This window comes from Bradyrhizobium sp. AZCC 2230 (genome assembly GCF_036924495.1).
Classification (GTDB): domain Bacteria; phylum Pseudomonadota; class Alphaproteobacteria; order Rhizobiales; family Xanthobacteraceae; genus Bradyrhizobium; species Bradyrhizobium rifense.
On the sequence record NZ_JAZHRS010000001.1, the window covers coordinates 4,605,138 to 4,621,347 of the forward strand.

The window sequence follows — 16,210 nt, forward strand, 5'->3', positions numbered from 1 at the left end:
GGAGCTGCTCATCCCGAGCCTCCTGCAAAGGAGTGTCACCATGTCCCGCACCCCGATCCTGAAGAGCTCACTTAGCGCAAGCGCCGCCGTCGCCATCTTTGCCGCCCTGCTTTCACCGGCAAACGCTACCTATCGGCAAGATACCGTCGCCGCTTCCCCCGATGTGTCGATCAGCGCCGCCAAAGATCGTGCGCCGATCGTGTTGACCTCGCGCTTGCCCTGGCTTGCTCCGGTCGGCCATCGGCAACCGCACCAGGCAAATGTCCCCCAGCACGAAGCCGTCTCGGCATGGGAGCATCAGCAACAGCAGTTCGACCGGGAACTCGATCGCAAGCTGATCATCTGCAGGGGCTGCTGAACCGCAGCGCCGCGATCATTCCCGAGCGGAATAAGCGCTAGTCCGACATGCCCGCTACCTCGTATGGCGGTCTCCTTTAGTTTCTGCGCGTGAGTTCAACCAAACGGGCGGCGCCGCCGTCCTCCACGCAGACGCCAAAGGAGACCAGTCATGTCGCTTCAAGCCAAGCTCGACGCCTTCAAAGCCGATTTCGAAGCCGGAAAGCCGCCCTACAATGTTCCTCGCTCGGTCATCGAGACGATGCACCGCGCCACCGCCGAACTGATCGAGTCAGGGGCTGCCCGGCGTGCCAAGAAAGCCGGCGATATCGCCCCGTCCTTTTCGCTGAAGGATCCGGAAGGCAACGTCATCAGCTCAGCCGATCTCCTGAAGCGTGGTCCGCTGGTGCTCAGCTTCTACCGCGGCGTCTGGTGCCCATACTGCAACACGGAGCTGCAGGCGCTCGAAGCCGCAAAGCCGGAGTTCGACCGGTACGCGGCCTCGCTGGTCGCGATCTCGCCGCAGACCGCCCCCAACAGCCGCAAGTCGGTGCGTCAGAACAAGCTCTCATTCCCGATCCTGTCGGACGTGAAAGGCAAGGTCGGCGCCGAATTCGGCCTGCGCTTCGACCTGCCCGACTATCTGGTCGAACTCTACAAGCAGCTCAAGAACGATCTGCCGACGTTCAACGACGACCCGAGTTGGACCCTGCCGATGCCGGCCCGCTATGTCATCGGACAGGACGGCTTGATCCTCTATTCCGAAGTGAACCCCGACTACACCCGCCGGCCCGAGCCAGAAGACATGATCCCGGTCCTCCAGCAGGCGGCCGCCGTCAAGGCGTGACGGCGCATGAGGCGGCCGGTGGGGCGCAATGACCATCGGCCGCTGTCCCTCCACTCAAGCCACGAAAGGAACATACCAATGTCCAAGCTGTTCACGCCGACCCAGATCGGTCCCTACAAGTTATCCCATCGCGTCGTGATGGCGCCGCTGACGCGGATGCGCTCGGATCCGGGCGACATCCCGAGCGACCTTATGGTCGAATACTATACACAGCGCGCGTCCAAAAGCGGCCTGATCGTCTCCGAAGCGACGCCGGTCTCGACCCGCGGCAACGGTTATGCCGGTGCGCCTGGCATCTACTCCGACACTCAGATCGCAGGATGGCAACGCGTCACCAACGCGGTCCATTCCGAGGGCGGCCGCATCTTCCAGCAATTGTGGCACGTCGGCCGGCAGTCGCATGTCGACTTGCAGCCGAACGGCGACGCGCCGGTCGCGCCCTCCGCCATCGCTGCCGAGGGCTACGCGTACTCCAAACGCGGCGAAGTCCCGTTCTCGATGCCGCGCGCTCTCGAATTGCATGAGATCCCCGGCATCATCGAAGAGTTTCGGTCGGGCGCCGAGCGGGCGCTGCGGGCAGGCTTCGATGGCGTCGAAATCCATGGCGCGAACGGTTACCTGCCCGACCAGTTCCTGCAGGACGGAACGAACAAGAGGACCGACGAATACGGCGGGCCCATCGAAAACCGCGCCCGCTTCCTGCTGGAGGTGACGCAGGCCGCGATCTCCGCCTGGGGAGCCGATCGCGTCGGCGTGCGCATCGCGCCGAGCGGCACCTACGGATCCATGTCGGACAGCAACCCGGCGGCGACGTTCGGCTACGTGACGACGCAGCTTGACCGCCTGGGCGTCGCCTATCTCCACGTCGTCGAACCGCGCATCAAGGGCACCGAGGAAGTCGCGCATGGCCGGTCGCCGATCGCCACGCAGCATCTGCGGCCGAAGTTCTCGCGGACTTTGATCGCGGCTGGCGGCTTCACCCCGGCTTCCGCAGAAGCCATCGTCACCTTCGGCGATGCCGACCTTGTCGCCTTCGGTCGCCACTTCATCTCGAACCCTGATCTGCCGGAACGGCTGCGGCAGGGCCTGCCCCTCACTCGCTACGACCGGTCGACCTTCTATGGCGGCGACGCGCGCGGCTATACGGACTACCCGGTCGCCGAGGCGGCGGCTGCCGCCTAAGCGGCAGCGCTTCCCTATCCCTCCGCGAGTGCGGTTGGATGGGCCCCTGCCACGCCGGAGCGCGGCACCAACGGACTATCGACGCCGGGCAGGATCGACGACCCGTTGCGTAGGGCAAGCTACCTGCGTACGTGGTGGGCCTGCGTCGGCAGGCACTGGTGGTCCCAGGCGGCAACGTGGTTTTGCCTACAACCAAAGCGACTGGCACGCGCCACCGTTGGCCCGGCCGGCGAACTGGCGTTCTGGGAGCCGTGCGGCCCGGTTGGTACCGGACCAAGCGTTCGTCGTACCACCGGGCCGGAATCCCCGGCCGGCGGGGCTCTGGCTTAGGTGGTTGGCGTCCGGCTGGGTCCCGGCGCCCTTTGCGGCTGCAGCGGCCGCTGCCGGACGGCGCGTTGAAGATCGTCGCGACGGGCGAGAAGGAAGATCCCGCTGCGGCCTCGTAGTGTGTGCGCAGGAAGGCGGAACACGTGGACAAGCTACACTGCCCGCGATTTCGAATCCCTGCGCTGTGCTAACCGGCAGGAACGGCGGCGGGAGACGAGAATTCATCCCGGTGGAGCGAATTCGATGCTGATGTTCAAGGATAGGCGGCCTGCGGTCCGGACGCTGCGCGGTTGGGCCATCTCCGTGCTCAACGACGCCGGCGCCATACGTGAATGCGAGGAGCACGGGTGGATTCACGATCGCGCCGATCCGCATGCGAGCGACCGCGCGTTCGATATCGCCCGCCGGGATCCTCCGGCCGGCGTGTCGCCGGAGGCGGCCACGGTCGCGATCGCAGAGGTCTTTGATTCTATCGGCGATACCTGTCCGGAGTGTCCGCCCGAGGACCTGGTCTAACGGCTGCGACGACTCGACTGCGGTCCTCTATAATCCGCGCATGGCCCCATCCGATCCGGAGCAAGGCGTCTCGACGGCGCCCCATCGCAAGATCATCCATATCGACATGGACGCCTTCTACGCGTCAGTCGAGCAGCGGGACAATCCGGACCTGCGTGGAAACCGGTCGCAGTCGGTGGCTCGGCCGAGCGGGGGGTCGTTGCCGCTGCCAGCTATGAAGCCCGTAAGTTCGGGGTGCGGTCGGCAATGCCCTCGGTCACGGCCCGGCGGCAATGCCCGGACCTGATTTTCGTGAAGCCGCGTTTCGAGGTCTACAAGGCCATTAGCCGGCAGATCCGCGAGATCTTCGCCGAGCACACCCTGATCATCGAGCCGCTGTCGCTGGACGAGGCTTATCTGGACGTCACCGAAAACTTGCAGGGCATACCCCTCGCCCGCGACGTGGCACGTCGGATCCGCGAGAAGATCAAGGCCGAGACGGGTCTCAACGCTTCGGCCGGCATCAGCTACAACAAGTTTCTGGCGAAGCTCGCTTCGGATCACAGGAAGCCGAACGGCCAGTACGTCATCTCTCCGAAGATGGGCGCCGCATTCGTGGAGTCGCTGCCGGTCGGCAAATTCCACGGCATCGGTCCGGCGACGAGCGCGAAGATGAACGGCCTCGGCATCTTCACCGGAATGGACATCCGCAACCAGACGCTCGAATTCATGAACGCCAACTTCGGCGAGTCCGGCGCCTATTACTACTGGATCTCGCGCGGCGTCGACGATCGTCCCGTCCGCGCCAACCGCATCCGCAAGTCCATCGGCGCCGAGAACACGTTCTCGGTGGACCTCACGACATTCGACGCGATGGCGGCCGAGCTCCGGCCATTGATCGACAAGATCTGGCGCCACTGCGAGGGCACGGGGAATCGGGGGCGGACGGTGACCCTGAAGGTCAAGTTCTTCGACTTCGAGATCATCACCCGCAGCAGGTCTGTCGTGGCGCCGGTTCCGAGCCGGGACGATCTCGAAAGCCTAGCCGTCGGCCTGCTGCAGGCCGAGATGCCGATGCCTAAATCCGTGCGGCTACTGGGGGTCTCGCTGTCATCGCTGCAGGCTAGTGATCTAGCCGAGCCGCAGCTGGATCTGCCGATCTGAGGCCATTATCCCTTGAAAAACACCATCAAATATTTGACTTTGATAGCATCGCCGTCCGTCTCTGGAGGACGCTATCATGGCCGATGTCACCATCCGTAACCTCTCCGAGGAGGCGCATCGCGCTCTGAAAGTCCGCGCGGCGCAGCACAATCGCAGCGCGGAAGCGGAAATGCGCGCCATTCTGGAGGCCGCCGTGCGTCCCGAGAGCCGCCTGCGGCTCGGCACCGCCCTTTCGGAGATGAGCCGGAAGATCGGCCTCAACAATGCCGATGTCGAGGCACTTGAACATGGCCGCGACGCGCGTCCCGCTGAGCCGATGCGCTTCGAATGATCTTGCTCGAATGTGGTCTCCGAGGCGATGAAGCCCGAACCGCATCCATCGGTCCGTGACTGGCTCGAAGCCAAGGCGGCCGAAACGGCACCGAAAGTTTCGCCTGACTGGACGTGCGGCGGCGCGGCCTATCCAACTTCAAGATCGTGGATGATCGGTTTCAGACCGTCGGGCGTGATTTCGAGGCGCGCAAGCGTGATCGGTAGCTTGAAGCGTCGGCGCCCAGCACTGCCCGGATTCAGGTAGAGCAAGCCGTCGACGGTGTTGATCTTCGGCACGTGGGAGTGGCCGGAAACAATGACATCGATGCCCTCAGCTACGGGATCGACCTGCAGAGTGTTGAGGTCGTGCAGAACGTAGAACAGCCGTCCGGAGAGCCGCACGAACTCGGTCCTGGCAAATTCGGTGGCCCAATCGCCCGTGTCCACGTTCCCACTGATCGCCGTGACGGGGGCAATTCTCCGCAGCGCGGTGATGATCTCGGGATCGCCGATGTCGCCGCCGTGAATGATGTGGTCGACATGGGCCAGCATGCGAAGAGCCTCCGGCCTGAGCAGGCCGTGCGTATCCGAGATGATGCCGATGGTGAAGGTCATCGAAGCGTCCGGTTGAAGCACTTTATCGCGCGTTGGGCCGCGGCTTCCTGATGCACCGCGGTGCCCGGACATCAACCGCCTAAGCCGACTTCCGCCGCTGGCCCGTCGCGGGTTTCTTCGCCGCTGCTTCCTTCGCCGGCTTCTTGCCTTGGATCGGCATCAACATCTCTTTCTGGCCCGCCGCCTCCTTGCGCGGCTTCTTGGTGGGCTTTGCTGCCTTCGCCGGCGCAGCCTCCCGACCGACGCTCTGCCGCAGCGCCTCCATCAGATCGACCACGTTTTCGCCTTTGGGCCGCTCCTTCGGGCGGATGGTCTTGCCTGCACGCTTCTGGTTGATCAGGTCGACCAGCGCGGTCTCGTAGTGATCCTCGAATTTCTCGGGGTCGAACGTGCCCGTCTTCTGGTTGACGATGTGCCTTGCGAGGTCGAGCATGTCCTTGGTGACTTTGACGTCCTGGATCTCGTCGAAGTACTCCTGCTCGGAGCGGACCTCGTAGGGGTAGCGCAGCAGCGTGCCGACGAGACCCTTGTTCATGGGCTCGAGCGCGATGATGTGCTCGCGGCTGGTGAGAACCACGCGGCCGATCGCCACCTTGTCCATCTCCCGGATGGTCTCGCGGATCACCGCGAAGGCGTCGTGGCCGACCTTGCCGTCCGGACGCAGATAGTAGGGGCGGATCAGGTAGCGCGGATCGATCTCGGTTCGGTCCACGAACTCATCGATCTCGATGGTGCGCGTGGACTCTAGCGCGACCTCCTCTAGCTCCTCCTTGGTGACCTCGATGAACTGGTCCTTCTCGATCTGGTAGCCCTTAACGATGTCTTCGTTGGGCACCTCGTCGCCGGTGTCGGCATCGACCTTTAGATATTTGATGCGGTGACCCGTCGCCCGGTTCAGCTGGTTGAACGCGATCTTCTCGCTCTCCGAGGTCGCCGGATAGAGCGCCACCGGGCAGGTGACGAGGGACAGACGCAGGAAGCCTTTCCAGTTCGCTCGCGGGGCCATGGTGAACGCAACGCTCCAGGTTACGGGGACTCGGACTCAAGACGAACGGGGGCGGCCAGTTCCGACACGCCAGCCGCTTACCCTGAGATTCATTTGCGTCGGCCGCGATGCCAGCAGAATCCGAACCGGGCCTCTTCACTCTTCAGAACGAAACGGGAATATAATCCGTGTGCGAGACCAGCTGGCTTCAGCTCGCTCGGGAACCGCTGCGCGAACCTGGTTTCGACTAACTCCCGAGCGAATGATCGAGGAAGAAGCGCAGCATTTCCCTGGTTGCGTCCGGCCCGCGCGGATCGGTGTAGGAGCCTGCGGGACTGCCTCCCGCCCAGGCATGACCAGCGCCGTGAACATTCCAATGCTCGGACACGACGCGCCCGTCGGCATGGGTCAGGATCGTGCGGGTATATCCGTGTCCGTCCGGCACTCGTCCCTCGATCGCTTTCGATCTCATCCCCGTCGCGGACTGCTCGACAATCCGGTCGGCGTTGTTCGGATTCACAGTGGTGTCACGGTCGCCATGGAAAACGATGATCGGCACTGACGGGCCGCCATTCCTGGCTTTCCCGCCGCCCTGCCGCATCGCGACGAACGCTGAGGGAAGATCGCTTGCTGCGCCGCATGCCAGGCCGGAATGGATCCCAACGGCCGCGTACAGATCGGCGTGCGTCGCCCCCATGATAGCGGCAGCCGCCCCGCCGGCCGAGAGCCCTGCGACGTAGACGCGGTTCGGGTCGATCGGATAGTCCTGCATGATCTGACGGGTGATGCCCGCTATCAGCGACGGCTCGCCCCCGTTCCGCTGCTGGTCGCCCGTGCGAAACCAGTTCCAGCATTTTGACTGATTGGCTCCGCTGGGCTGCTCCGGATAGACCACGAAGCAATTTTGTTCTTCCGCCAGGAAATTCATCCGGGTGCCGGCCGCGAAATCGTCCGGCGACTGGGTGCAACCGTGGAGCATGACCACGAGCGGAAGCGGTTCTCCTTGCGAGCGGCTGGGGATGAACAGTTTATAGGTCCGGCTTCCGGCAGCGCTGCGGAAGGTGCCTGCGATGAACCTCGTGCCTTCGGGTGCGATATCCGTCGTGGCAGGCGGAGCGCGGGTCATCGGACCACGCAGGTTGAGTCCGGGGAAGTCTTTCAAGCGATCGAACTGGGCGATGCTCCTGCGCTGCAAAGGAGCGGGAGAAACGCGGGCGGTTCGTCGGCTTTCCTTCTCCTCCGCGACGTTGGCCGTCACGTTGATGGTCGGCGGCTCGAGCCGAGCTGGCGAGACACGGGCGGTGCTGCCCGACGGCTCGGAGGCGCTCTCGCCGCGGAGCATGCGCTGCAGGAGCGCGGTGGCCTCGACCAGGTGGCCCGCACGCGTGAGGCGCGTGGCCTCAGAAATCATGTTCTGATTCAGCATCGCATTCACCTAGTTCTGTCGGAGAGTGCGGCCTTGACCGCGGGAGTGGCGTGAAGGGCACCGAGCACCGAGACCGAAGCAATGGTGGCGCGGGCCAGCTCGGGGGTGACGTCCTGGGCGATGGTCGCGAGACCCAGCACGTTGATGTGCAGCATCTCGCCGGCGCGCCGCGCCGCTTCGAGATCCTCGCGGCTGTAGTTCCGCAGGCCCAAGTCCAAGCCCTTTCGGACCGTCGACTGCTTCACGACGTCCGCGTGGCGTTCAAGCTGGTTGCGGATGGCCGTCCGGATGAAATCGGTGCGGTTCGAATAGAACCCTTCCTGCACCATCAGATCGACCTGACCCAGATCGACATAGCCAAGGTTGATCGTGATCTTCTCAGTATCGGGGATTCGGGGTCGCAGCTCGCGAACATTGCCGGCCATGAAAGCATCCATTTCAACCATCCAATGGGATGTTCCATGGATGTCATATGGATGTTCATGGCGGGGTTTCAAGGGAGCGAAAAATCGATTAGCTGGGCGCTGGTAGTTCGTCGGCTGGCCTCGGTTCGCGCCGATGTTCAGCGTTTGGCGCCGCGAATGCCGCAGCCGAGTGCCCCACCGCGGCAGAGATCAATCCGCGGTACGCGCTTTCATACGCTCGCGCCATTCGGTCCGCGGAGAAGCGTTCCTCGAAGCGGGCGCGTACTTTTCGTCTGTCGAGCCGACCCAGATCGCCTACGGCTCTGACAGCCTGCTCCTCGTTCTCGACGATGAAGCCGGTCACGCCGTCCTCGACGACCTCCGGCACGGAGCCGGAACGGTAGGCGATCACTGGCGTCCCACAGGCCATCGCCTCGATCATGACGAGGCCGAAAGGCTCCGGCCAATCGATCGGAAACAACAGGGCCGCGGCCTCTGCGAGGAACGGCTGCTTCTTCACCTCGTCCACCTCACCGACGAGCTGGACCGCCCGACCGTCGATGTGGGGCTCAAGTTGCTTCTTGAAGTAGGCTGTCTCGCCGCGCGGAATCTTGGCGGCAATGCGCAAGGGCATTCCGGCGGCGCCCGCGATGCGGATGGCGTCCTGGGGGCCCTTTTCCGCGGTCAGGCGGCCGAGGAACGCCAGATAGGATCCTTGATCGAAAGACGGGCGAAAGTTGTTCGATGGCAGTCCGTGCTGGATCGTGGCGATCCAATTCGCCTCCAGCAACGGCAGACGCTGATGGTCCGATATCGACACGAAGCCCGCGCCGGGAAACTGCCGCAGCACCTCGGAAAGGCCCGGCAGGTCGAGCCGGCCATGCATGGTGGTCACGAAGGGCACGCCGAGCCGACTGAGCAGCGGAAGGGGCAGCCAGTCGATGTGCGCGTGGATCACGTCGAAGTCTTTCGCGCGCTTTGCGATCGCCTCCAGCAGCACGGCGCAGGCGGCATTTGGGTCGGCGCCCTTACGTCCGAGACGCAGCGCGCGGGGCCACACGGAATGAAGCTCGCCTTTCGTCCGGGAGTCGCCGCTCGCGAACAGCGTGACGTCGTGGCCGAGCTCGACCAGTTCATCCACCAGCCATGCCACGACCCGTTCCGTGCCTCCGTACAGCTTCGGAGGGACGCTTTCGGCCAGGGGAGCGAGTTGAGCGATGCGCATCAAAGCCGATCCTCTAGACCGAAAACATCGAGCGGAAGAACAGGACGATGGCCGCGGAGGCGAGTTCTGAGACGGCCAACAACGTCCAATCCGGCCTGGCGCTGCCGACCGCAGCTCGCCTGACGAACCCCTCCACCAGCCTCAACATTCGTCTTCGGGAAGGCGCTCAAGGTAAGCCAAGCCGAATCCCGTGAGTTCTTCGGCATCGCTCACACGCGCTTCCCATCTCCCTTGCAGATGACGCTCCAGCAGGCAGCGGAGGGTGTCGGAAGCATCGACATCGCGATGCTTCGCCAGGTAGAGAGACCAGACCGCATGTACCGCCGTGCGCAGCGGGACGTCATCGACCATGTTCGGCTCCGACGAGAAGAGATATCGCTGGATGCCAACTCGTCTCGGAAGATCGAGTTTCTATTTTTTCCCGAAAAATCGTGTCCCGTCGAGGCGAGTCATTTGACGGGCGCGAGATGTTCACGCACGCCTGCAAGCTCGGACTTGAGGGCGTCCATGACTGCGCTTACGTGAGCGGCAGCGGCAACAATTGGGTGAAGAAGACCTGCGCGGAGCGGTAGACCCTGACCATCGCCGGTTTCGCGCTCGACGAGAGTCAATGAGACGGTATCTACCTCGGCCGACGCAAGGACGGCGAGCTGAGCTACGCCGGCAAGGTCGACCATGGCGACGACAAGGCCTCCGCCGCCGACCTGCAGAAGCGGCTGGAGCCGCTGATCCGGAAGACGCAGCCCTTCGCGAAGCGCGTCGGCCACAAGGGCATCCAAAGTTGTTAGCGGAGATCGAGTACCGGGCCACATCCGCGGAAGGCAAGGTCCGGCATCCCTTCTTCAAGGGCTTGCGGGAGGATCTGTGTTCGGTAGGCGCCTCGCCGCTCGACCTGGACGCCGCTGCATTGTCCCCGCCTGCAAATGCCTCGACTTGCAACGGCGACCCTGAACCTAAACGCCCGTCGCATTCAACGTGGCCATTTGCTCGCAAGCGCCCTTACCGGGACGGCAGCCCATGAGGCCGCCGGACTTGGATTGACCGGCTCGGTACCGCCCGCCCTCCAAAACTTCCTGACGACGCAGAGGAACGATAGCTCGGCTGCCAGGTTTTCCCGAAGCCCCTACCCCAAGGGGCAACCCCGAACTGGCCCCAGCTCACCGCCCCCAAGCCCCCGAGCTGGGGCTTTCGGTCGTCTGCGAGCCCGCCAGGGGGCTGGTGAGTTAAGGCCCCTCAGTCCTTAGTCCGTCGGCTCTGCTCCGGGAGACATTTCAGCCCCGAGAAGCTTCAGCGCGGTATCGATCTTGGCGAGAAGCGCCTGGATTTGGGCCGGGTCCGGCTTCAAGCCGCGCCAGCAGTTGCTCTTTCTGTCCTAGCAATCTGGTAAGAGCGGACATCCGATCACCGCAACGTCGATATCCGTATGAAAGGGCCGCTCGGGAGCGGCCCTTTCTTTGGTCACCAGCGGCCGGTGCCGAAGCTGAAGCCGATGCTCGGGCCACCGCCGTAGTAGCCGTAGCCGCGATCGTAGTATCCTGGTCCGCCGTAGTAGCCGTAGCTCCGGCGCACGACGTAGCCGTCATCGTCGCCGTAATAGCGCTGGACATAGCGGGGACCGCGGGTCCGGAAGCAGCGGCCGTACTCGTTGCAAACGAGCCGGACCTGATCGATGCCCGATAACTCGGGTGAACCGAGCGCGGTCGGATTGAGCGGAGCGGCAGGGGCAGCCGACGCCAACAAGGCCGTCGCGAAAGCTCCAAGTGCAATTGTCTTCATGAGCGTTCTCCTTCCTTGGCGAGATCAGTCGATCTCTTCGATGACACGACGTTCCTGCGGTTCAACGATGTAGGTGCGGCTATCCCGGTGAATGTATCGGTACTCCCGCAGACTCGGCGCCTCGCGATAGACTTCGTCCGGGAACGCATCGATCTCCACGCCGTCCGGCACTCGCTCGCCTCGGCGGATCTCGGTTCGCACCGTACTGCCGGTCGTTTGCCGTTCGCGCTCGACGGGACGCGCCTTGGCGTGCTTGCGGATCACCTCGCGGTCACGATCGCTAAAGGTGACATTGCGCTGCTCGGCGCGCGCCGGCGCTGCCGCCGTCGAGCGGCCCGAGTACGGCATCACGGCGACGATCTTGTAGCTGGAGGGCTCCACGATGACGATCTCGTCTTTCACCAGAACGAAGTCGTAGCCTCGGTACTGGGGCGCGATCTCGACCACCTCCGCCGGCAGCGGCTGCACCCGGACGTCGCGCGGCACGACCGTGCCGACCGACAGCGAGAAGTTCACGTTGTTGAGGGGCTGCACGTTCAGGTGCGAAATCGACGTGCTGATCCGCGTCCGCTGCTGATCGTTGATGTTCACCGACGCATTCATGTTGGTGTTCGATGAGCGATCGGCCGTGTTCTGCTGGTTGTTCGGCTGCTGGGCCGTGTTGGTCGAGTTGCTGCCGGTCGGAGACTGCGCCTGATTGCTGGTCGAGGCCGGCGGATTCGCGCTCTGGGTCTGGCCGGACGAGGGCGAATTGGTCTGCGCCTGGTTCGAGGGCGTAGTGGTCTGGTTAGAAGGCTGGCTGGTCTGGGCCTGATTGGTCGAGTTGCCGGAGGTCGGCGCCTGCGTGGTGTTAGACCCGGTCCCGGAATTGGACGACTGGTTCGCTGCGTTCTGACCGGTCGAAGAAGGCTGCTGCGTCTGGGCCGAGTTCGTCGAAGGATTGCTGGCCTGCCCGGACGAGTTGGACGATGGTGTAGTGGACGTGGAGGACGGCGTCGTCGTGGAAGTGGAATCCTGCGGTCGTTGCGCGGTCGGCGAATTTGAGCTCGAGGTGTTGGGAGACGACTGCGCAAATGCCGAAGTCGCAATCGCGACTGCAGCGGTCGTAGCCAAAAATAAACGCTTGTTCATTTGAAACCTCCTGAATGCGGTGGCCCGTTAACACGCGATGGTGGGCTGAGTTCCAGATCGGGAAAACTCGGCAATCAGAATTGCACGTGCGCCGACGATTTGTTCCGGCGAGAGGAAGATTGCTGCGACACCGCAGCAGCGCGCGCTACGGCATCTTTCGGGAACAACTGGAACTTGCAACTGAACCCGTCGTTGGGAGTGACTACTTTGAAGCCACTGGAGGAGACAGAAATGAAGAAGCTGATCGTTTGCGGCACGCTCGCCGCGTTCGCTCTGGGTACCCAGGCGGCCAGCGCCGCCGAGTTCTACGTCATCCGCGATGCCACCACGAAGAAGTGCACCGTGGTCGACACCAAGCCGACGACGACCACCACGACAGTCGTGGGCGACGGTGTCTACAAGACCAAAACGGAAGCGGAGTCCGCAGTCAAGACCACCAAGGTCTGCACCGAGCAGTAAGAACTTCGGACGGATCGGCATCTGCCCAAGCAAATACAGTTGCCAGTATTCCTGTTGTGGGTCGTCGCCGCGGCGATCGTCATCGGCGGCGCCGGCTGTTGCTAATTCACATGCATTGAGTAAATGGAAGTTCGCTTCGAAAGTGGCCCGTCCAATCCCCTCGGATGGGCCACTTCTCCGTCAAGCGATGCTGTCCAAAGGGCGCGCGTCCCTGCTCCCAAGGCATTCGAATACTTTCGGAGACGCCGTACAAGGCGACCGCCGCGTTGACGCCTCCGGCGATCGGAAAAGCAAAGTGATGGCCGACATATTGCGCGTTGCCTGTCGCACCGCTTCAGATGCGGCTCTCACCCGTCTGGCTGGCGACCTCCCATGTCGCTCCTCAAGTCATGGAAGGCAACGATCCGCATCCGCGCGTCGTGGGTTGCAGGAACGGATAGCTGCCGAGACATTTGTTGTGCGGGAGGCCTGTAGGAGGAGGATCAAATGGACAGCGAAGACGCCATGGCGAAAGTGAAAGAAGTGTCGGAAGGCGTGCGGGAGACTGCCCGCACTGTGCGGCAGAGTCTCGAACAGGGTCAGGCCCCTGGCCAAGCGCTCGGCTTTCTCCGCGACGTGGTTCGTGAGGCTCCGCTTCCCTCATTGCTCGTCGCTTTCACGCTTGGCTGCCTTGTCGCCCGCCGCTAGCCGGAAATGTCACGGTCGATCGCAAAGTCATCGAGCAGGGGCGACGATCCTCCCGAAAGAAGCGAGCCGATGAGCTCCGCGGCGAGGAGGCTGAAGGTGATCCCGTTACCGCCATAGCCAAAGGCCGCAAAGATATTCTTGGAGCCGGGCACTGCGCCGATGAGGGGCAGCCCGTCGCGGGTGGTGTCGAAGGCTCCTGACCAGGTGAATGCAACGTGGCTGGAGGTGCGGGGCCAGAAAGCTCTCAGGCGTTCCTTGAGCACCCTCACCTTTGTCGGGGTCGCCGCGTCACGAGCGTCAGGCTGAATAAGCCCATGATCATCCTCACCGCCGAAGATGATGCGTCCATCGGATGTCGTACGGGCATAATGGTAGTTCTGGGTCGCTTCCCAGATGAGCGCCTGCCCCGGCCATAGATTATCCGCCTGCGGCGCAGTTGCGATCGCCCAACTGGAGGCCGGTTGTTGAGCCGTGGGCCGCACGATGTCCGGCATGACATAGCCTGTCGCAAGCACCACCTGGCGCGCTTCGATCGAAAACCCGTCTTCGAGGCCGACGGTCACGGTCGATGCGGTGCCGTCATAAGCAACCGCGTTGGCCTTCAGAAGGCGGGCGCCGCGCTTGAGTGACAGATCGAGTAGACCGCGCGTGAGCAGAACGGGATCGGCGTCGGCTGCGTCCCTCGACAGGATGGCGCCCGCCCGGGCGATCGCGAAGCGCTGGAGAAGTTCGGCGTGCCCCAGGAAGAGGGATGGCAGATCAGCGCGGCTTCTGAGGCTATATTCGTCCTGGATGAGCTTCGAGCTGTCATCGGCGGCAAGATAGAGCGAAAGACGTGGTCGCATGTGGCACGCGATTCCGTACTGCGCAATCAACGCCCGTAATCCCCGAGCGGCCTGGTGACTGGCGCGGTAGCAGCGGACTGCCTTCTCGAAGCCGTAAAGCTGGGTGAGTTGGAAGAGCGGACGGTCGATTTCCCAAAGTAGCATTGCGGTGCTGGCGACCGTGCTGCCGAGGCTTGGAACCTCGCGATCGATGATGACGACCTGCCGACCCTGCCGGCTGAGACGCTCAGCCAGCAGGGCACCCGTGATACCGGCGCCTACGACCAGGACCTCGCAGCGAAAGCTGTCGGTGATCGGCTCTATGGACGGCGGCGGCAGAACCGCCCATGGTGTTCGGGCGCTGCGCAGGTCGTCCTGTTCGATATCTTCGTCTTTGAAGATGGACAAGCTCCCAAAAACAGGTGAAGTGATTTCTTCACGCAGGCTTATCTTTGAACGGGTCGCAAGGCCGAAACGGCCGGCGCATTGATCGGCTGGCCATTGGGCGCGAAGATCGAGCCGTGGCAGGGACAGTCCCAACAGGTCTCGAAGCTGTTCCAGTGCAGATGGCAGCCGATATGGGTGCAACTTGCCGAGTGCAAATGCAGCTCGCCCGCTTTGTCCCTGTAGGCAGCGATCTTCTCGAGACCGCGACGCAGGATGGCGCCCTCGCCCGGCTTAAGCTCCTCGAGCGAGGCGATTTCACCCGCCGTCACATACTCGGCGAGGTTTTGCAGGATCGTCATGTTCTCGCGCAGGAAATTCCTCGCCGCTACGAGAGGTTTGCGATCCGGCGCATAAACAGACTTCCAAGGGTGATGCTCGCCGAGAATGAGAGACGAGTTCAGCATTGCTCCCATCACACCATGGGTCAGACCCTGACCGGAGTCGCCCATCGCGAGGTATGTGCGCTCGCTGCCGGGCTCGCGGCCAATGAAGCCGGCATAATCGATGGTGTCGAGTACCTGTCCCGACCAGCGGTGCGTGACGCAGCCAACAGCCGGAATCAATTCACGCGCCCAGCTCTCCAGCCGGGCAAAGCGCTGGTCGGCGTCATTCGCCTCGCCGCTTTTGTGGTCTTCGCCGCCGACAAGAACGAAATCATGATCGTCTGGACCCGTTTGCAGCCGCACATAGTGGTAGGGATCCTCGGTGTCCCAGTAGAGCGCGTCGGGAAGTTCGCCACGCGCGATCGCAAAAGCGAGCACATAAGTGCGGTAGGGAGCGACCTTGGTATGCAGCTGGAAGCGGTCGGCAATCGAGGCGTTGGTCGCGATCACGGCGTGAGCCGCCGTGATCTGGCCCTGTGCTGTTCGCAGCGTGACGGCGCCGTCCCGTTCCGCAACTTCTTCGACGGGACTATTGGCGAAGAAACGCACGCCGTTCGCCTCACAAACCGCGGCAACTCCAGCAAGGTACTTCAGCGGATGGAAAATCGCCTGCCGGGGATAACGAAGCACGTGGCGGCTTTCACATCCCTTGAGCGGAACGCCGACCAGTCGATGGACCGGCGCGCCGACTTCCTGCACCGCTTCCAATTCCTGGTCGATGATGTCGGCCGGCATGCCGTTGCCCTGAAAGAGGTACCCATCCAGCCGCCGGAAGTCGCAGGCGATCTTTTCGCTCGCCTGGATCTCCTCGATCCGGTCGACGCCGGCGGCCTGGCTTTCGTAGAATAGCTTGGCGATTTCAGCGCCGCGCAATTTCTTGAATTCGCTCATCAGATCGTCGCAGAGCGGCGCCAAGTGCGCCGAAGTCCGCGCTGTCATGCCGCTGACGATGCCCTTGCGATCAATGACGATGACCGACTGATCGCGCTTGCAAAGCTCGTAGGCGGTCGAGATGCCTGCGATCCCGGAGCCGACAACGGCCACATCGCAATGCACATCGCCTTTGAGCCCACCCGCTTCCGGGAATATCTCGGTCTCCATCCAGAGCGAGGTGCTGACCATGCAAAACTCCGCAAAAAAGCAAAACGCCGGCTTCGGACCGCGGTTCCTCCCGCCCGTCAGCGG

General features: G+C 63.2%; 17 protein-coding genes and 2 pseudogenes. 9 read left to right on the forward strand and 10 right to left on the reverse strand.

Annotated features, from left to right (window positions below; genetic code table 11):
• The first annotated feature begins 40 nt into the window (after positions 1-40).
• The 6 genes and pseudogenes from V1280_RS22035 (at position 41) to V1280_RS22060 (ending at position 4,682) form a co-directional block, all read left to right on the forward strand.
• Positions 41-358 carry a hypothetical protein gene (locus V1280_RS22035; RefSeq protein WP_334528739.1) on the forward strand — a complete coding sequence of 106 codons (318 nt, stop codon included), beginning with the start codon at positions 41-43 and terminating at the stop codon, positions 356-358.
• Positions 359-508: 150 nt separating this feature from the next.
• Positions 509-1,183, forward strand: coding sequence for a peroxiredoxin-like family protein (locus tag V1280_RS22040; RefSeq protein WP_334528742.1), 675 nt, complete (start codon positions 509-511; stop codon positions 1,181-1,183).
• Between the two features lie 78 nt (positions 1,184-1,261).
• Complete coding sequence (locus tag V1280_RS22045) at positions 1,262-2,365, forward strand: alkene reductase (RefSeq protein WP_334528745.1); 1,104 nt, start codon at positions 1,262-1,264, stop codon at positions 2,363-2,365.
• Positions 2,366-2,935: 570 nt separating this feature from the next.
• Complete coding sequence (locus V1280_RS22050) at positions 2,936-3,208, forward strand: hypothetical protein (protein WP_334528747.1); 273 nt, start codon at positions 2,936-2,938, stop codon at positions 3,206-3,208.
• Positions 3,209-3,248: 40 nt separating this feature from the next.
• Positions 3,249-4,351 (forward strand): annotated as a pseudogene (gene dinB, locus V1280_RS22055) (DNA polymerase IV).
• 76 nt (positions 4,352-4,427) lie between these two features.
• On the forward strand, positions 4,428-4,682 hold the full coding sequence (locus V1280_RS22060) for a FitA-like ribbon-helix-helix domain-containing protein (protein WP_334528750.1): 255 nt from the start codon (positions 4,428-4,430) through the stop codon (positions 4,680-4,682).
• Between the two features lie 128 nt (positions 4,683-4,810).
• Here the strand turns inward: V1280_RS22060 and V1280_RS22065 are convergent, their stop codons facing one another.
• From V1280_RS22065 to V1280_RS22090, 6 genes are all read right to left on the reverse strand, one after another.
• Entirely contained in the window at positions 4,811-5,278 is a 468-nt protein-coding gene (locus V1280_RS22065; protein ID WP_334528753.1) for a metallophosphoesterase family protein, read from the reverse strand.
• Positions 5,279-5,357: 79 nt separating this feature from the next.
• Entirely contained in the window at positions 5,358-6,284 is a 927-nt protein-coding gene (gene ku / locus V1280_RS22070) for a non-homologous end joining protein Ku (RefSeq protein WP_334528755.1), read from the reverse strand.
• A gap of 226 nt (positions 6,285-6,510) precedes the next feature.
• A complete protein-coding gene (locus tag V1280_RS22075; protein ID WP_334528758.1) occupies positions 6,511-7,689 on the reverse strand; it encodes an extracellular catalytic domain type 1 short-chain-length polyhydroxyalkanoate depolymerase in 1,179 nt (392 codons plus the stop codon).
• A 5-nt stretch (positions 7,690-7,694) separates the two neighbouring features.
• On the reverse strand, positions 7,695-8,114 hold the full coding sequence (locus V1280_RS22080) for a CopG family transcriptional regulator (protein WP_334528761.1): 420 nt from the start codon (positions 8,112-8,114) through the stop codon (positions 7,695-7,697).
• Between the two features lie 88 nt (positions 8,115-8,202).
• Positions 8,203-9,318, reverse strand: coding sequence for a glycosyltransferase family 4 protein (locus V1280_RS22085; RefSeq protein ID WP_334528763.1), 1,116 nt, complete (start codon positions 9,316-9,318; stop codon positions 8,203-8,205).
• Positions 9,319-9,459: 141 nt separating this feature from the next.
• Entirely contained in the window at positions 9,460-9,669 is a 210-nt protein-coding gene (locus tag V1280_RS22090; protein WP_334528766.1) for a hypothetical protein, read from the reverse strand.
• Between the two features lie 95 nt (positions 9,670-9,764).
• Here V1280_RS22090 and V1280_RS22095 point away from each other — a divergent pair.
• Positions 9,765-10,183 (forward strand): annotated as a pseudogene (locus V1280_RS22095) (ATP dependent DNA ligase); the annotation flags it as partial.
• 593 nt (positions 10,184-10,776) lie between these two features.
• Here the strand turns inward: V1280_RS22095 and V1280_RS22100 are convergent.
• Both V1280_RS22100 and V1280_RS22105 read right to left on the reverse strand, forming a co-directional pair.
• A complete protein-coding gene (locus tag V1280_RS22100) occupies positions 10,777-11,094 on the reverse strand; it encodes a hypothetical protein (RefSeq protein ID WP_334528769.1) in 318 nt (105 codons plus the stop codon).
• Positions 11,095-11,118: 24 nt separating this feature from the next.
• Entirely contained in the window at positions 11,119-12,225 is a 1,107-nt protein-coding gene (locus V1280_RS22105) for a DUF1236 domain-containing protein (protein WP_334528772.1), read from the reverse strand.
• A 231-nt stretch (positions 12,226-12,456) separates the two neighbouring features.
• Between V1280_RS22105 and V1280_RS22110 the strand changes: the two genes are divergently transcribed.
• Together V1280_RS22110 and V1280_RS22115 are read left to right on the forward strand one after the other, a co-directional pair.
• A complete protein-coding gene (locus V1280_RS22110) occupies positions 12,457-12,684 on the forward strand; it encodes a hypothetical protein (RefSeq protein WP_334528774.1) in 228 nt (75 codons plus the stop codon).
• 486 nt (positions 12,685-13,170) lie between these two features.
• The gene (locus V1280_RS22115; protein ID WP_334528777.1) at positions 13,171-13,371 is read left to right on the forward strand and encodes a hypothetical protein; all 201 of its coding nucleotides are present in this window, start codon (positions 13,171-13,173) and stop codon (positions 13,369-13,371) included.
• On the opposite strand, the gene V1280_RS22120 is transcribed toward V1280_RS22115, so the two are convergent.
• The gene (locus tag V1280_RS22120; protein ID WP_442895244.1) at positions 13,368-14,453 is read right to left on the reverse strand and encodes an NAD(P)/FAD-dependent oxidoreductase; all 1,086 of its coding nucleotides are present in this window, start codon (positions 14,451-14,453) and stop codon (positions 13,368-13,370) included. The genes V1280_RS22115 and V1280_RS22120 overlap by 4 nt on opposite strands.
• A gap of 188 nt (positions 14,454-14,641) precedes the next feature.
• The gene (locus V1280_RS22125) at positions 14,642-16,147 is read right to left on the reverse strand and encodes an FAD-dependent oxidoreductase (RefSeq protein WP_334528783.1); all 1,506 of its coding nucleotides are present in this window, start codon (positions 16,145-16,147) and stop codon (positions 14,642-14,644) included.
• Positions 16,148-16,210 lie beyond the last annotated feature (63 nt).

What these genes read in the sequence shown, in the direction of transcription:
- V1280_RS22115 (WP_334528777.1), top strand. Translation starts at nt 13,171, where the DNA reads ATGGACAGCGAAGACGCCATGGCGAAAGTGAAAGAAGTGTCGGAAGGC.
- V1280_RS22100 (WP_334528769.1), bottom strand. Translation starts at nt 11,094, where the DNA reads ATGAAGACAATTGCACTTGGAGCTTTCGCGACGGCCTTGTTGGCGTCG.
- V1280_RS22090 (WP_334528766.1), bottom strand. Translation starts at nt 9,669, where the DNA reads ATGGTCGATGACGTCCCGCTGCGCACGGCGGTACATGCGGTCTGGTCT.
- V1280_RS22105 (WP_334528772.1), bottom strand. Translation starts at nt 12,225, where the DNA reads ATGAACAAGCGTTTATTTTTGGCTACGACCGCTGCAGTCGCGATTGCG.
- V1280_RS22040 (WP_334528742.1), top strand. Translation starts at nt 509, where the DNA reads ATGTCGCTTCAAGCCAAGCTCGACGCCTTCAAAGCCGATTTCGAAGCC.
- V1280_RS22050 (WP_334528747.1), top strand. Translation starts at nt 2,936, where the DNA reads ATGCTGATGTTCAAGGATAGGCGGCCTGCGGTCCGGACGCTGCGCGGT.
- V1280_RS22065 (WP_334528753.1), bottom strand. Translation starts at nt 5,278, where the DNA reads ATGACCTTCACCATCGGCATCATCTCGGATACGCACGGCCTGCTCAGG.
- V1280_RS22110 (WP_334528774.1), top strand. Translation starts at nt 12,457, where the DNA reads ATGAAGAAGCTGATCGTTTGCGGCACGCTCGCCGCGTTCGCTCTGGGT.
- V1280_RS22045 (WP_334528745.1), top strand. Translation starts at nt 1,262, where the DNA reads ATGTCCAAGCTGTTCACGCCGACCCAGATCGGTCCCTACAAGTTATCC.
- V1280_RS22085 (WP_334528763.1), bottom strand. Translation starts at nt 9,318, where the DNA reads ATGCGCATCGCTCAACTCGCTCCCCTGGCCGAAAGCGTCCCTCCGAAG.
- V1280_RS22075 (WP_334528758.1), bottom strand. Translation starts at nt 7,689, where the DNA reads ATGCTGAATCAGAACATGATTTCTGAGGCCACGCGCCTCACGCGTGCG.
- V1280_RS22035 (WP_334528739.1), top strand. Translation starts at nt 41, where the DNA reads ATGTCCCGCACCCCGATCCTGAAGAGCTCACTTAGCGCAAGCGCCGCC.
- V1280_RS22080 (WP_334528761.1), bottom strand. Translation starts at nt 8,114, where the DNA reads ATGGCCGGCAATGTTCGCGAGCTGCGACCCCGAATCCCCGATACTGAG.
- V1280_RS22060 (WP_334528750.1), top strand. Translation starts at nt 4,428, where the DNA reads ATGGCCGATGTCACCATCCGTAACCTCTCCGAGGAGGCGCATCGCGCT.
- ku (WP_334528755.1), bottom strand. Translation starts at nt 6,284, where the DNA reads ATGGCCCCGCGAGCGAACTGGAAAGGCTTCCTGCGTCTGTCCCTCGTC.
- V1280_RS22125 (WP_334528783.1), bottom strand. Translation starts at nt 16,147, where the DNA reads ATGGTCAGCACCTCGCTCTGGATGGAGACCGAGATATTCCCGGAAGCG.